Origin of the sequence: Micromonospora sp. M42 (assembly GCF_000568915.1) — a bacterium.
GTDB lineage: Bacteria > Actinomycetota > Actinomycetes > Mycobacteriales > Micromonosporaceae > Micromonospora > Micromonospora chalcea.
In genome coordinates this window covers 3,563,143-3,577,236 of the sequence record NZ_KK037233.1, presented here as the reverse complement: position 1 = coordinate 3,577,236, position 14,094 = coordinate 3,563,143, and the positions used below count along the sequence as shown (strand labels likewise).

General features: G+C 74.1%; 8 protein-coding genes and 4 pseudogenes. 5 read left to right on the top strand and 7 right to left on the bottom strand.

Features of this window, described 5'->3' with window-relative positions; genetic code table 11:
* The first annotated feature begins 404 nt into the window (after positions 1–404).
* From MCBG_RS16175 to MCBG_RS16160, 4 genes and pseudogenes are all read left to right on the top strand, one after another.
* A pseudogene (locus MCBG_RS16175) lies at positions 405–4,066 on the top strand (nitrate- and nitrite sensing domain-containing protein).
* Positions 4,063–4,467, top strand: coding sequence for a roadblock/LC7 domain-containing protein (locus MCBG_RS16170; protein ID WP_013283992.1), 405 nt, complete (start codon positions 4,063–4,065; stop codon positions 4,465–4,467). Before MCBG_RS16175 ends, MCBG_RS16170 begins: the two are co-directional and overlap by 4 nt.
* A 100-nt stretch (positions 4,468–4,567) precedes the next feature.
* Complete coding sequence (locus MCBG_RS16165) at positions 4,568–4,945, top strand: DUF742 domain-containing protein (protein ID WP_030501200.1); 378 nt, start codon at positions 4,568–4,570, stop codon at positions 4,943–4,945.
* A gap of 1 nt (position 4,946) precedes the next feature.
* Positions 4,947–5,540: a GTP-binding protein gene (locus MCBG_RS16160; protein ID WP_030501201.1), complete on the top strand. Its 594-nt coding sequence runs from the start codon at positions 4,947–4,949 to the stop codon at positions 5,538–5,540.
* A 120-nt stretch (positions 5,541–5,660) separates the two neighbouring features.
* Here MCBG_RS16160 and MCBG_RS16155 read toward each other — a convergent pair whose 3' ends face one another.
* The 3 genes from MCBG_RS16155 to MCBG_RS16145 form a co-directional block, all read right to left on the bottom strand.
* The gene (locus tag MCBG_RS16155) at positions 5,661–6,881 is read right to left on the bottom strand and encodes an ABC transporter substrate-binding protein (RefSeq protein ID WP_043326752.1); all 1,221 of its coding nucleotides are present in this window, start codon (positions 6,879–6,881) and stop codon (positions 5,661–5,663) included.
* A 134-nt stretch (positions 6,882–7,015) separates the two neighbouring features.
* Entirely contained in the window at positions 7,016–9,418 is a 2,403-nt protein-coding gene (locus MCBG_RS16150) for a hypothetical protein (protein ID WP_043326750.1), read from the bottom strand.
* A 40-nt stretch (positions 9,419–9,458) separates the two neighbouring features.
* Complete coding sequence (locus tag MCBG_RS16145; protein WP_043326748.1) at positions 9,459–10,448, bottom strand: hypothetical protein; 990 nt, start codon at positions 10,446–10,448, stop codon at positions 9,459–9,461.
* A gap of 115 nt (positions 10,449–10,563) precedes the next feature.
* On the opposite strand from MCBG_RS16145, the gene MCBG_RS16140 reads away from it, so the two are divergent.
* The gene (locus MCBG_RS16140) at positions 10,564–10,905 is read left to right on the top strand and encodes a PadR family transcriptional regulator (protein WP_043326746.1); all 342 of its coding nucleotides are present in this window, start codon (positions 10,564–10,566) and stop codon (positions 10,903–10,905) included.
* Between the two features lie 48 nt (positions 10,906–10,953).
* Here MCBG_RS16140 and MCBG_RS16135 read toward each other — a convergent pair whose 3' ends face one another.
* The 4 genes and pseudogenes from MCBG_RS16135 to MCBG_RS33035 form a co-directional block, all read right to left on the bottom strand.
* On the bottom strand, positions 10,954–11,637 hold the full coding sequence (locus MCBG_RS16135) for a permease prefix domain 1-containing protein (protein ID WP_043326744.1): 684 nt from the start codon (positions 11,635–11,637) through the stop codon (positions 10,954–10,956).
* Between the two features lie 68 nt (positions 11,638–11,705).
* A pseudogene (locus MCBG_RS32540) lies at positions 11,706–12,440 on the bottom strand (ATP-binding cassette domain-containing protein); the annotation flags it as partial.
* Positions 12,433–13,879 (bottom strand): annotated as a pseudogene (gene cydD, locus MCBG_RS16125) (thiol reductant ABC exporter subunit CydD); the annotation flags it as partial. The pseudogenes MCBG_RS32540 and cydD, both read right to left, overlap by 8 nt.
* Positions 13,876–14,094 (bottom strand): annotated as a pseudogene (locus MCBG_RS33035) (cytochrome d ubiquinol oxidase subunit II); the annotation flags it as partial. The pseudogenes cydD and MCBG_RS33035, both read right to left, overlap by 4 nt.

Sequence of the window (14,094 nt, the reverse complement as noted above, 5' to 3'; positions counted from 1 at the left end):
AGTCGGGTGATTGTTTGCACCGCCATGTCCGCATCCCAGGACAGTGGGGACTCCCAATCCACCTGTCCGTTCCGACGCGGACACGTAGGGTCGTCGCCGTCCTTGTAGAAGTCGTCCAGGCAGAGCACCGGAAGTCCGGTTCGCTGCGCTATGTATGACTTTCCTGACCCGGAGGGGCCAGCGAGCAGGACAACGCGATGCGGGTGTTCCATTACCTTCAGTGACTCCGGCCAGACGGATAGCTATCAAATTGCATCAACATCTCATCACACCTCCGGTGAGGGACAACCTGGTCTTTCTCTTTGCGGGGCGGCGTGATGGAATCTCGGAGGTCCGACCCGCCGGGTCGGTCGCTCGGCGTTGCCCTCAGGTGACGTCGGGCGCGGTAATGCGAGGGCGGTGACGTGAGCAAACGGCCAACGACGGCGGGCTCCTTCCTGTCGCGGCTGCGCCGGCCGATGAGTCGGCTGCGCGACATGCCGATCTGGTCCAAGCTCGGTCTGATCATGATCGTGCCGACCATCGCCACGGTCGTGGTGGGCACCAGTGGTCTGGTCGACCACCTGGAGACGCTCAACAATGCCAACCGTGCGGGGGACCTGGCCAATCTGATCGGCTACTCGGGTGACCTGATCGACACGGTGCAGGACGAGCGGGTCGGCGCCGTGCTCTTCCTCGGCGCGAAGGAGTTCCAGACCCGGGCGCAGTACCAGGAGGGCTACAACCGGGCCAACCAGCGGGTGGACCAGGCGAAGTCGCCGTACCTGCGGCAGCGTGGCGAGATCGACGACCTGCCGCGCAACTTCGTCGGGCTGCTGGACGCGATCGACACCCAGCTGAAGGACCTCCCGGCGACGCGCAGCCAGGTGCTGAACGGCAAGCTCAAGATCAATGACGCCGACCTGACCTACCGGCAGCTGATCGAGGACCTGCTCGCGATCCGCGACTCCGCCACCCAGCTCGCCGGCGACAACGACCTGAGTGACCGGATGCGCGCGGCGGCCGCTGTCGCCCGGCAGAAGGAATTCCTGACCCAGCGCCGCGTGGTCGTCCACCAGGCGATCACCCAGAACCAGTACACCCCCGCGCTGCGCGAGCAGTTCATCGCCAGCGGCACCGGCCAGTCGCAGGCGTTCGCGACGTTCCAGGCGGTAGCCACCGACCCGGACAAGCTGTTCTACGACCAGACCGTCTCCGGGCCGGACCTGCGCCGGGCGGAGCTCTACACGAGTTTCATCTCGGGCAACAACAGCGGCTCGATGGAGAACGCCCAGTTCGGCGCGGACCAGTGGGACCAGGCCATGGTCGCCAACGCGAAGCTGATGCGGACGGTGGAGTCCCGCCTCGACGGCAACGTGGTCCGGCAGGCCGACGCGCTGCGCTCGGACACCCAGCGCCAGGTGTTCCTGGAGACCGGCCTGCTGCTCACCATGCTGCTGCTGGCCATCCTGTTCGCGTACCTGGTCGCCCGCTCGATGGCCCGCTCGCTGCGCGACCTGCGCCAGGGCGCCCTGGCGGTGGCCCAGTACGGGCTGCCGCAGGCCGTCGCCCGGCTGCGTGACCCGCAGGTGACCGGCCAGCTCACCCCGGTGCAGCTGGCCAACCAGATCGCCGAGCCGCTGCCGGTGCGTAGCAAGGACGAGTTCGGCCAGGTGACCGAGGCGTTCAACGCCGTCCACCTGGAGGCCGTCCGGACCGCCGCCGAGCAGGCCGCCCTGCGGGCGTCCGTCGCGACCATGTTCGTCAACCTGGCCCGCCGCTCGCAGATCCTGGTCGACCGGCTGATCGGCCACCTCGACCGGCTGGAGCGCGGCGAGGAGGACCCGGACCGGCTGGCCGAGCTGTTCCAGCTCGACCACCTCGCCACCCGGATGCGCCGCAACGACGAGAACCTGCTGGTGCTCGCCGGCGCGGACTCCACGCGTGTGCAGCGCGAGCCCGCCGCCCTGATCGACGTGCTCCGCGCCGCCCAGTCCGAGGTCGAGCACTACACCCGGATCGAGTTCGGGGTGATCGACCGGGACATCGAGGTCGCCGCCCACGCGGTGAACGACCTCGTGCACCTGGTCGCCGAGCTGTTCGACAACGCGACCGCGTTCTCCCCGCCCGACTCCCAGGTCATGGTGGAGGCCCGCCGGGTCGGCGACCGTGCCTCCCTCTACGTGGAGGACCGGGGCATCGGCATCAGCCCGGAGCAGCTCCGGGACCTCAACGAGCGGCTGGCCACGCCGCCGCAGGTGGACGTCGCGGTCTCCCGGATGATGGGCCTGGTCGTGGTGGCGCGGCTGGCCGCCCGCCACGGCGTCCGGGTCGAGCTGCGACCGGGCACCGACCGGGGCACCGTCGCCGACGTGACGCTGCCCACCACGGTCCTGGTGCCGCGTGCCCTGGCCGGCCGTGGTCCGGGCGCGCCGGCCCTGCCGCCCGCCGCCCCGCAGCAGAGCGGACCGACGCCCGCCTTCGGCGCCCTGGCCGCTTTCGGCAACAACAACCCGCAGAGCCTGCCGCCGGCCCCGCACCCGGGCGCCTCCGGCAACCAGGTCACGCTCGGCGGACGCGCCTTCGACCCGGCGCCGCGCAACGGCTCGGGCACCCCGGCGAACGCCGGTGGCGCTCGCGCCATGCCGGCCTGGTCCGACCTGACCGGCTCCAACCCGGGCGACGGGGACGGCGGGTTCGGCTCCCGGCCCTCGTCCGGCTCCGGATTCGAGCCGCTGCCCCAGCGGCGCAACCCGTCCGAGGGCGACCCGGGCACCAGCGGCCAGCAGCCGGCGATCCCGCGCCAGCTGCCGAGCAGCCCCGAGGCGCGGCCCTACAGCCCGCCGCCGGTCTCCGCGCCGCCGGTCCCGCCGGTGTCGGCGCCGCCGCTGCCGCCGGTCTCCGGCGCCCCGGCCGCCGGCAACCCGCTGCCGTACCGTCCGGTCTCGGCCGCTCCGGTCTCCGGCGACCCGTTCTCCGGCCGTCCGGTCTCCGCGGCGCCGGTCTCCGGCGACCCGTACACGGGCCGTCCGGTCTCCGCCACGCCGGTCTCCGGGCAGCCCACGTCGGCCGCGCCGGTCTCCGGCCAGCCGGCCGCCGGTTACCAGGTCTCCGCGCCGCCGGCGAACCAGCTGCCGGCGCGACCGGTGACGCCCGGGCCGGGCGTCGGTGCGCCGCCGGTCTGGCCGCCGGTCACTCCGGCCCCGGCCCCCGCGGCGCCGGAACGGCCCACCAGCGGCATGGACATGACCACCGAGCTGCCCCGGGTGCCGCGCACGGAGATGCCGGCCACCGCGCAGCCCGCGACCGGCCAGCCGTCGGCCGCCGGCCCGGCGACGAACCAGCCGGCTACCACCCCGGCGACCAACCGGCCGGTGCCGCCCCGGCGGCGCGACCGGGCCCGGCAGTGCATTCAGCAGGGCAACCGCCAGCGTACGCCGACGAGACTTGGGCTGCCGATCTTCCGGGAGCTCGAGTCGGCGTGGTTCCGTACCCGCCGGCCCGGGCCCCACGAGGAGGGGCGGCCCCGGCCCCGACGACGAACGGCGGCGACGCCACCCAGCAGTTCGCCAAGGTGGACACCGCCGGCCGGCCCGTGCCGCAGCCGACACCCGCAACGACAGGTAACGCACCGATGGCACACACTCCGACGGCCGGCGGAGCACCGCGTGACAACGGCGCGGCGAACGGGAACACCCGTCCCGCGTACGGCGGAGGGCTGCCCACCCGGCAGCCGACCGCGTCGCCGCAGTCCTCGCCCTGGCAGACCGCGGCCGACGACGGCTGGCGCGCCGCCTCGGCGGCCACCGAGGTGCCGGTCGCGGAGACCACCCAGAAGGGCCTGCCGAAGCGGAAGCCGATGGCGCAGCTCGTGCCCGGCAGCATCGACAAGCCTTCTGCCTCGGTGCAGCGGCGGACGCCGGAAGGCGTCCGGGGCCTGCTGTCGGCCTACCATCGGGGCGTGCAGCGCGGGCGTAACACCGACAGCAACACGACCGGCCCGGAGGGCACTCCGGGCGGGCAGCAGTCCTCGCAGTCTGGCTCAGGCCCGGTGGCCGGGAGCGGGCAGAAGGAGCAACAAGGATGACTACTACGCAGGATCTCGGATGGCTGCTCGCCAACTTCGCCGACCGGGTGCCCGGTGTGGCGCACGCGGTCGCGGTCTCGGCCGACGGCCTGCTTCTCGCCTCGTCCCGTGACCTTCCGCGGGACCGCGCCGACCAGCTCGCCGCGATCGCGTCCGGTCTGGTCAGCCTGACCCAGGGCGCGGCCCGCTGCTTCGAGGGCGGAGCGGTGTTGCAGACAGTCGTCGAGATGGACAACGGATTCCTGTTCCTGATGTCCATCTCCGACGGTTCGTCGTTCGCGGTGCTGGCGGCGCGGAGCTGCGACGTGGGTCAGGTCGGGTACGAGATGGCCCTGCTCGTGGACCGGGTGGGCGATGCCCTGACGCCGCAGCCGCGCACGGCTGTGGGGATGATGGGCTGAATGACGCGCTGGCCGGTGGGTCAGGTGCGGGAACAACAACGACAGCGACGGATGTCACCGGGGCGAGCCGGTGCCGGGTACGAGGGAGGTGAGCGGCGACATGGCGGATCGTGACGAGCCGACCGGCGCATTGGTCCGGCCGTACGCCGTCACCCGTGGTCGTACCCGTCCCCGGCTCGACATCGCCCTGGAGGCGCTCGTCGAGACGACGGTGCGCGGCCGAGCGGTTGCCACTGGCAATGGTGGCCACGGTCGTGAACACCAGTACATCGCCGCGTTGTGTGACGGACGTGTGCAGTCGCTCGCCGAAATCGCGGCGCGGATGCAGCTTCCGCTCGGCGTGGCCCGGGTGCTCATCGCCGACATGGCGACGGACGGCCTGGTCGCGGTCCACGAGCCGACCATTTTGGACGACTCCGACGACGCGGTGGGCACTGAACTGCTGGAGAGGGTGCTGAGTGGACTTCGCAGGCTCTGACATGTCGCACCGGCCGCCGGCCCCGAGCGGCCGAGTGACGTCGGCGAAGATCGTTATCGCCGGTGGGTTCGGCGTCGGCAAGACGACGCTGGTCGGCTCGGTCTCCGAGATCACGCCGCTGACCACCGAGGCGATCATGACCTCCGCCGGTGTCGGCGTCGACGACACCCGGCAGGTGCCGGGCAAGACGACGACCACGGTGGCGATGGACTTCGGTCGTATCTCGATCGACCGGGATCTGATCCTGTACCTGTTCGGTACGCCGGGTCAGACGCGGTTCTGGTTCATGTGGGACGAGTTGGTTCGGGGTGCGATCGGCGCTGTGGTGCTGGTCGACACCCGGCGGCTCGCCGACTGCTTCGCCGCCATCGACTTCTTCGAGCACCGGCGGCTGCCGTACCTGGTGGCCATCAACTGCTTCGACGGCATGCAGTACCACGATCCGCAGGACGTCCGGGACGCGCTGGCGATCTCCCGCGACGTGCCGGTGGTGCCGTGCGACGCCCGTAACCGGGAGTCCACGAAGCACGTGCTGATCTCGCTGGTCGAGTACGTGCTCACCATGCGGCGCTCGCGGGCCGTCGCACCCGCCTGACCGACGCGCGGAAGCGCCCGGCGGCCTGAGGCCACCGGGCGCTTCTTGCCGTCCGGGGACGGACACGGTACGCGGTCGCCCGGTGACCTCCAGGAAGGAATCGCCGGGCGGCGCTCCGGGTCAGCCGAGACGCGTCCAGCCGCCCCGGTAGACCTGGTAGACGGCGAGCGAGTCGGGTTCCATGCCACCGTGCCGCGCGGCGGTGAACGCGTACCCGCCCGCGATGCCCTGGACCGCCTGCGCCTGGAGCAGCGCCCGCAGGCGGCCCCGGTCCAGGCTCGTCGCCATCCGCGCCGACCACGCGAGGAGCTGGAGGGCGTCCGAGGCGTACGGGGCGAAGCCGGGGCTGCCGCCGTGCCGCTGGGTGTAGCGGGTGGCGAAGTCCCGCCGGGCCAGCTGCGCCGTGGTGGTGGCGGTCACCGCGGAGATGTCCAGGCAGGCCGGGTGCACGGCGTATGCGCCCTCCACGGCGGCGGCGTTGGCCCCCTGCACGGTGTCGTCGGCGACCGCGCCGGCGTCGAAGAAGATCGGGCCGCGGTGCCCGGCGGCGCGCAGCTCCCGTGCCGCGGCACCGGAGTCCGGCGCGGTGGCCCAGACGACCACGCCGTCCCGCTCGCCACCCGCGACGCGCTCGGCGGCGGCACGGAAGCGCCGGCCGGTCGCCGGCAGGCGCACCGTGCGGGCCAGGTCGGTGCTGCTGTCCGCGAGCGCCTCCCGCATCGCCCGCACACCCGAGTCGCCGTGCAGCCCGTCGGCGGCCAGCAGGGACACCTTCCGGACCTTCATGGACTCGAACAGCTCCACCAGGCGGCGTGCCATGTCCACGGCGTCCGGCGTGAGCTTGTAGGTGAACGTGCGCTCGTCGAGCGGCAGCACGATGCGGTCACCGTAGCCGAGCGAAAGGAAGGGCGTCTTGACCTGCTGGGCGGCCGTCGCCAGGGCCACGGAGGTCTCGCCGAGCACGCCGCCGATCAGGGCCTGCGCCCCGGCCCGGGTCAGCTCGGCGGCGTGGCGGGCCGCGACCTCAGGATTGCTGCCGTTGTCCAGGATCTGGAGCCGGACCGACCGGACCAGGTTCCCGACCGGGAGGCCGGTGCGGTTGAGCGAGTCGGCGGTGAGCTGCAGGGCCTGCCGCTGGGCGACGCCGAGCACCGACCCCGCGCCGGTCAGCTCCAGGCTCGCCCCGACGATCAGATCCTGGTCGCTCGGCGCGCTGCTGGACGGGCCGTCCTCCGGCCGCTGGCCCTGCGGCGCGCAGCCTGCCAGCAGCACGCTCCCGGCTGCGGCGGCGAGGACGCCCCGCCGGGTGAGCACAGTGGAGTCGAACGCCGGTGTCGCCATTGGAATCGCCTTCCCACCCCGGCGAACAGGCGCCGCCGCTGGTCCGCCGGGTATGTTCCCGGCCGGTCCAGCCCAGCGTCAAATCGCCCAGGTGTGGGATGAAACACCCCACTCGTGGGCCTGGCGGACTCTGATCAGGAGCGGTAACCGGCCGAGCGGTACTCGTACTCCCGGTCGTCCTCGCGGTCCCCGGTGTCGCGGGTGAAGTCCCAGCCGCCGGCCGCCTCGCGGCCCGGACGGCCGCCCACGGCGAAGCCGCCGATCTCCTGGCCGCGTCGCCAGCCCCGGAAGTATCCGGTGGTGTTCTCGGCCAGGCTCGCCGCGTTCCGGACGATCCGCAGGGGACGCTCCTCGCGCAGCGGGGAGCCCGGCACCAGGTTGGCCTGCGGCACCCGCTTCGGCAGGCCGGCCTTGGTCTCCGCGCCGACGGACGGGCGGGCGGCCTGTTCGGCCGCCTGCCAGCCGGTGTCAGCGGTGCTGGACCACTCCAGGTCGGCCTCGTCCCCGTGCCCGACGAACCAGGCGGACTTGGCCTGCGCGAAGATCAGCAGGTCACCGTCGCCGTCGTCGGAGACCGGCGGCGGGCGGTGCTCCTTCGGCGCCGGACGCCGCTCGGGCGGGGCGGTCATGGGCACGCGGCCCGGGTCGCCCTGGTCGACCAGACGCAGCGGCGGCGTGTCCAGCCCGGGATCGGCCTGCCGGCTCATCTCGTCGCGCAGCGCCCGGTCGGCCAGCGGCGGAGGCTCCACCAGCCGCAGCATCGGCGGCTCCTGCGGAAGGTCGTCGGCGAGCCACGGCGGCGTGACCCGGCCCGGGTCGCTCGGCGCGTCCACGCCCCGTCCGTACGGGTAGGTGGTGCCCTCCCGCTCCCGGGCGGTGTCGTCCTCGTTGTTCACGAGCGGCCAGTTCGCCCGGGAACCCGGCGGGGCTGCCTCCGGCGCCGGTGGGCGCGGGGCCGGCACCGGGATGCTCAGGTCGGTGGCGCTGAACCCGCCGGTCGGCGGTTCCTGGTGCGGATTGGTCTTCGGGCGGGGCGGGATGACGGTGCGCTGCCGCTCCGCCCGCGCCTTGTTGATCGCCGCGGTGGTCAGCGTCGGCCGGAACGGCTCGCCGGCCTCGGCCGGCGGCACGGCGCCGCGCGGCGACGGGGCGATCGGGGTGATGCCGGGCGGCGGCGGAGGCGGCGCGGAGATGGGCCGGTTGGTGGGTCCGTCCACCCGCGACGGCAGCGGCGCGCCGGTCGGCTCGGGCCGGGACGGCGGCGCGGAGGCCGGACGGCCCAGCGAGGCAGCCGGAGCCACGGGAGTCACCGGGGCCGGAGCGACCGGCGGAGGCGTGACCGGGGCGGGAGCGACGGGTGGCGGGGCGAGCGGCCGGGGCGTCGTCGTGGCGGCCGGGCCGGAGACCGGCTCGGGCCGGCCGCGGCGCCCGCCGGGAATCGGCTCCGGGCGGCTGCGCCGTCCGGCCGGCTCGGGTGCGCCGGCCGGCTCGGGACGACCACGGTGTGCCGGCTCGGCGGCCGGCTCCGGCTGGACCGGCCGCACCGCGCGCAGGTCGGTGGCCGGGGCCAGCTCGTCGACCTGCTCACCGCGTCGGGCGGCGGCCCGGCGGCCGGTGGCGGGCGCGGGAGCGGTGCGTTCGGCGAGCGCGCCCACGAGCGCGTCGCATCCGGCGTCACAGGTCCGGACCGAGGCGACCGCCTGCCGTACCGTCTCGGCGACGGCGGCGGTGAGCGTCCGGTTGACGGTGGCCCGCCGGGGTGTCTCGGAGATGGCGACCCGCAGCGCGGTCACCGCGTCGGAGATGTCGCCCGCGTCCGCCAGACCCTCGGCGGCCAGCTGCGCGACCACCGCGTCGGCGGTCAGCCCGCCGTCGCGGCCACGGGCCGCGGAACCGGTGAGCATCCCCGGCTCGGGCAGCGCGTCGAGAACCGCGAGGGCGACCCGGTCCGCCGGGTCCGGATACGCGCGCAGCGCGGCCGGGTAGAGCTCGCGGAGCACCTCGCGCAGCGTCACCGCGGCCGAGTGCCGGCCGCTCGCCAGCGCCGCGTGCGCGGCCAGGACCTGCGTGTATCCGGCTAGCTCACGCGGCGCCGGGAGGGTCACCGCGGAGAGCGCGCCGGCCTGCAGCGCGCGGGCCAGCCCGACCGCGCGGCGCTCGGCGGGCGGGGACTGCATCTCCTCCAGGGAGTCGTCGTCGGCGAAGCGCTCGGCGAAGTCGTCGACCGAGTCGTCGTCGGCGATCGCCAGCGGACGGCCGGCGGCGCTCAGCAGCGAGGTGACGATGTGGTCGTCGCTGTCCGCGGCGATGGCCGCGCCGCTCGGACCGCCGGACCGCTCCACCAGCAGCGCGACCAGCTGGGCGTACCCGGCGGCCTCGTCGGCGATCTCACAGACGTGCAGCAGACGGCCTGCGTCGTCGACCACAGCGGACGTCAGCGTCGTTCCGGCCGAAGCCGTTCGGTCGGCCGGATCTGCCGAGGCCAGACCGCAGTACACGCGCACGAGCGCCACGGCGTCGTCCTCCTCCCGGGACACAGGTCTTGCTCTGCCAGAGACTGATGCTCCCCGCTCCGGGTCAGTCGCGCCAGTCCACAACCGCAGAGATCTTGCCGACAATGGTGCGCCAACCCAAACTTGCGGTTTGTGCCCCGATTTTCTTCAGCCGGCGCCGACCCAGGAAACCACCGATTCCGCCGTTGACGGAAGCCCGCAGCGCCTCGTCCAGATCGTCCAGGCTCGAGCCGGCGGAGAGCATGTCCAGCACGGCCGGTAGCCGCAGCGCGTACGCCAGGTCACGGGCGATCTCACCAGCTTCGATGAGTAGCTCGTGGTCCCATGCGTCGTGGCCGCCGCGCAGGTTCTCCACCACCAGGTCGAGTTCGTAGGTGTCCTCGTCCAGCGGGGCGATGTCGGCCGGTTCCAGCCGTTCGGACAATTCATTCCAGCTGTCCAGTTGGGACAGGTCGTTGGGCGCGCCGGAACGGATGAAAGAGACCAATGACTCCGGGGTCTTGAACAGCAGGAGCCGGCCCTTGTGGGTGAGGAAGACCGGCACCTCCTCGTCGCCCGCGGCGTCCTCGTCCTCGTCGTCGTCCTCTTCGTCCTCGGACTCGGCCTTGTCCTCGGTCGCGTCGTCGTCCGCCTCGCCCTTGCGGCGCCCCTTGGCGGCCTTCTCGGCCTTGTCGTCGTCCTCGTCGTCCTCCTCGGCGGAGAGGGCGGCGAACTCCTCGTCGAGGATCACCACCTCCTCGTCGTCCTCGGTCTCGACGACCTGGCGGCGGGCCAGGAAGGGGTCGTCCTGGTCGCGCTCGGCGACGTCGGTCGGGGTCAGCTCGCGCGCCGGCCGGTACGCCCGCAGCGTGAAGCCGGTGCCGGCGGGCAGCGCGATCTCCACCGGGTCGATCCCCACCTCGTCCCAGAGCGCGCGGTCCGCCGGCGGGCGGTCCGCCTCGACCTCGTCGGCTGCGGCGGGCGCGTCGGTGTCGTCGAGCTCGGGCTCGTCGGCGTCGGGCCGTTGGGGCGACTGGCGGGCCACGCTGACCTCCGTGTGCGTTCGGTTGCCCACCCGGCGGCGTCGCGCCGCCGAGTGACTCTGCGCACATACCCTAGTGGGCGAACCGTTGCGGCCGGGAGCCGCACCCCTTGGCGTTCCGGAGGATCGACAAGTAGCGTTGCTACGCATGAAGGCGCAGGCGCTGCACGGCCACCTCGACGCGCTGCTGCTCGCCGTGCTGGAACAGGGCCCGAGACACGGCTACGCGATCATCGAGGCGTTGCGTGCCCGCAGCGGCGGGACGCTGGATCTGCCCACCGGCACCATCTATCCGGCGCTGCGCCGGCTGGAGCGGGCCGGGCTGGTGGCGAGCACGTGGAGCACAGTCAACGGCCGGGAACGCCGCACCTACGAGCTGACCGAGGCCGGTGGCCGGGCGCTGGTGGGGGAGCGGGCCGGCTGGCGCGAGTTCAGCGCCACCGTCGGCCGGTTCCTCGGGGCGGACGAACCGCCCACGGCCCCGGCCTGAACCCCGCCGGCCGGACCGGTGGGCCGGCCGCTCAGGCGGCCGACCGGCTCAGCCGGCCAACCGCCGCTCGGCGAGCACCCAGCAGCGGGCGGCCCGGACCAGTGCGAACCAGGCCGCGGACACCACCGTCGCCCCGATGATCATCGGGGGCCAGGTGAGCGCGGCGTCCCACAGCCCGACCGACCAGCCGAACAGCGCGCCGCCGGCGGTCACGCCGAGCGCCAGGGCGCCGGTCAGACCGAAACCGATCAGTCGGGCCGGACGGACGAGCCGGGGCGACCCCCACCGGGCGGTGAGCGGGCCGACGAGCAACGCGGCCAGCGCCAGCGCGGCGATCACGCCCCAGATGACGTTCAGCCCGGCGGAGAGCAGCAGGTAGCTCGCCGGCGGCGGGGGACCGCCGCTCCAGCTCGACCCCTGCCAGGTCAGGTCACCGGCGGCGATCAGCACCACCGAGATCAGGAGCGTGCGCAGCGCCAGCCCGCGCAGCGCGCCGGTGGCCAGCTCGGCCTGGAACTCCGGCACGAGCTGCCGGTCGCTGCCGAACTCGGCGACCGCCCGCCGCTCCGCCTCCGCGCGCGGCAGGCCCTCCTCCCGGTACGCCTCGACGGCGTCCTCCAGCGCGTGCCGCGTCTCGGTCAGCAGGTCGGCCTTGAGCCGGTCCGGCCCGTACAGGCGTCCGGACAGCTCGCGCAGCCGGCGGTCGACCACCGCCTCGTCATGGACCCGCATGCGCACAAGCCTGCCATCGGGGGACGGGCTACCGCGTCAGGGAAAACCCCGATCGGATTCAGTGCGCGCTACGGCGTGACCGCCAGGTAGCCGCGTTCGGCCGTCTGCTGCCGCAGCCACTGCTCCCGGTACCACCCGGGGCGTGCCACCAGCTCGTCGTGCCGGCCGCGCTGTACCACCCGGCCGCCGTCGAGCACCACGATCTCGTCCAGCCCGGCCAGGCCGCTGAGCCGGTGGCTGATCAGCAGCACCGAGTGCCCGGCCGGGGTGGCGGCGAGCGTGGAGTCCAGCACCGCGTCGGCGGCGGACGGGTCGAGCCCTTCGGTCGGCTCGTCGAGCACCAGCACCGGCGGGGCGGCCAGCAGCGCGCGGGCCAGCGCGAGGCGCTGCCGCTGCCCGCCGGAGAGCTGCCCGCCCTGCTCGCCGACCACTGTGTCCCAGCCGTCGGGCTGTTCGCGTACCCAGTCGAGCAGGCCGGCCGCCCGGGTCGCGGCGACCAGGTCCGCCTCGGTGGCGTCCGGACGGCCGAGGAGCAGGTTCTCCTTGACCGTGGCGTGGAAGACGTATGCCTCGGCGAGCAGGCCGCCGACCACCCGGGGCAGGTGCTCGTCCGGGATCCCGGCCACCGGCACGCCGCCGACGGTGACCCGGCCGGTGTCGGGGCGTACCGCGCCGGTGAGCACGGCGGCGAGCGTGCTCTTGCCGGCGCCGCTCGGCCCGACCACCGCCACCCGCCGGCCGGCCGGCAGGTCGAGGTCGAAATCGGCCAGCGCGGGGGCGGCCCCGGTCCGGTAACGCGCGGGCGAGCGCGACCCGCTGCCGCTGACCGCTGGACAGGCCGTGGCCGCGTTCACCGAGGCGGGTGTCCAGCCCGTCGGCCAGCAGGTCGGCCACCCGGGCCAGCCCGGTCCGGAGCTGGGCGCGCTGGCACGTCGTCCGGGGTGTCCGGCGCGCCGAGGCGGATGTTGTCGGCGAGCGACCCGGCGAACAGGTGCGCCCGCTGCGGCACCCACGCCAGTTCGCGCCGCCAGGCGTCCAGGTCGGCCCCGGCCAGGTCCACGCCGTCGACGGTGACCCGGCCGGAGGTCGGTGCGACGAAGCCGAGCAGCAGGTTGAGCAGCGTGCTCTTGCCCGCGCCGCTGGGCCCGATGACGGCGATCCGGTCGCCGGGCCGGATGGTCAGCGTGACGTCGCGCAGCGCTGTGGTCCGGTCGTACGCGACGCTCACGCCCTCGAAGCGGATCTCGCCCCGGCCGCGCGGCGTGGGACGGCGGGGTTCGGCGGTGGCGGGCGCGTCGGTGGCGGAGAGCGTGAGCGCCTCGTCCAGCGCGGTGAGTCCCTCCATGCTGGCGTGGAACCGGCTGCCCGCCGCACGCAACGGCAGGTACGCCTCCGGGGTGAGCAGCAGCACCAGCAGCGCGGTGGAGAGCGTGAGGCCGCCGCCGAGCAGCCGGATGCCGACCGGCACCGCGACGAGCGCGACGGAGAGCGTGGCGACCAGTTCCAGCACCAGCGCGGACAGGAACGCGATGCGCAGCGTCTTCATGGTGGCCTGGCGGTGGCCGTCGGCCATCCGGCGTACCACGTCGACCTGCCCCTTGGACCGGCCGAACGCGCGCAGCGTGGGCAGCCCGGCCACCATGTCGAGGAAGTGCCCGCCGAGCAGCGACAACCGGCGCCACTGCCGTTCGGTGGCGGCCTGCGCCTGCCAGCCGAGCAGCGCGCCGAAGATCGGGATGAGCGGGATGGTGAGCGCGATGATCAGCGCCGAGCTCCAGTCGGCGAACACGATCCGGGCCAGCACCGCCACCGGCACCGTGACGCTCAGCACGAGCTGCGGCAGGTAGCCGGTGAAGTAGGGGTCCAGCGCGTCCAGCCCGCGCCCGGCCAGCGTGGCGAGCTGCCCGGCCCGCTGCCCGGCGACCCAGGTGGGTCCGTGCCGGCCGACCGCGCCCAGCAGGTCGGCGCGCAGCGCCGCCTTGACCGTCGCGGCGGCCCGCGCCGCCACTGTGCCCTGCGCCCAGCTCACCAGCGCCCGCCCGGCGACCGCCGCCACGAGACCGGCCAGCGCCGGCCGGTGCAGCCGCCCGTCGAACGCGGTGGCCAGCAGCGTCGCCAGCGCGGTCGCCTGGGCGATCACCAGCAGCGCGGTCAGCCCGCCCAGCGCCGCGAGCACGGCGAGGTCGCGCCGGGCCGCGGGGACCCGACGCAGCAGACGCGGGTCGAACGGGCGGCGGTTCACCAGTACACCGGTGCCCTGCCGTCGATCCGTCCCCGGAACACCCACCAGCACATCGCCTGAAAGCCTAGTAGGGCCGGCACGAGCGGTAACGCGAGCCATCCCAACAGTGCCAGCGTCGGACGGCCGGCGGCCGCCTCGGCCACCGTCAGCGAGGCTGCCGGGTCGGCCGTGGAGACCAGGATCCGGGGCCAGAGCGCGGCCCCGACCAGCGGCGC

What these genes read in the sequence shown, in the direction of transcription:
- MCBG_RS16170 (WP_013283992.1), top strand. Translation starts at nt 4,063, where the DNA reads ATGACTACTACGCAGGATCTCGGATGGCTGCTCGCCAACTTCGCCGAC.
- MCBG_RS16165 (WP_030501200.1), top strand. Translation starts at nt 4,568, where the DNA reads ATGGCGGATCGTGACGAGCCGACCGGCGCATTGGTCCGGCCGTACGCC.
- MCBG_RS16160 (WP_030501201.1), top strand. Translation starts at nt 4,947, where the DNA reads ATGTCGCACCGGCCGCCGGCCCCGAGCGGCCGAGTGACGTCGGCGAAG.
- MCBG_RS16135 (WP_043326744.1), bottom strand. Translation starts at nt 11,637, where the DNA reads ATGCGGGTCCATGACGAGGCGGTGGTCGACCGCCGGCTGCGCGAGCTG.
- MCBG_RS16140 (WP_043326746.1), top strand. Translation starts at nt 10,564, where the DNA reads ATGAAGGCGCAGGCGCTGCACGGCCACCTCGACGCGCTGCTGCTCGCC.
- MCBG_RS16155 (WP_043326752.1), bottom strand. Translation starts at nt 6,881, where the DNA reads ATGGCGACACCGGCGTTCGACTCCACTGTGCTCACCCGGCGGGGCGTC.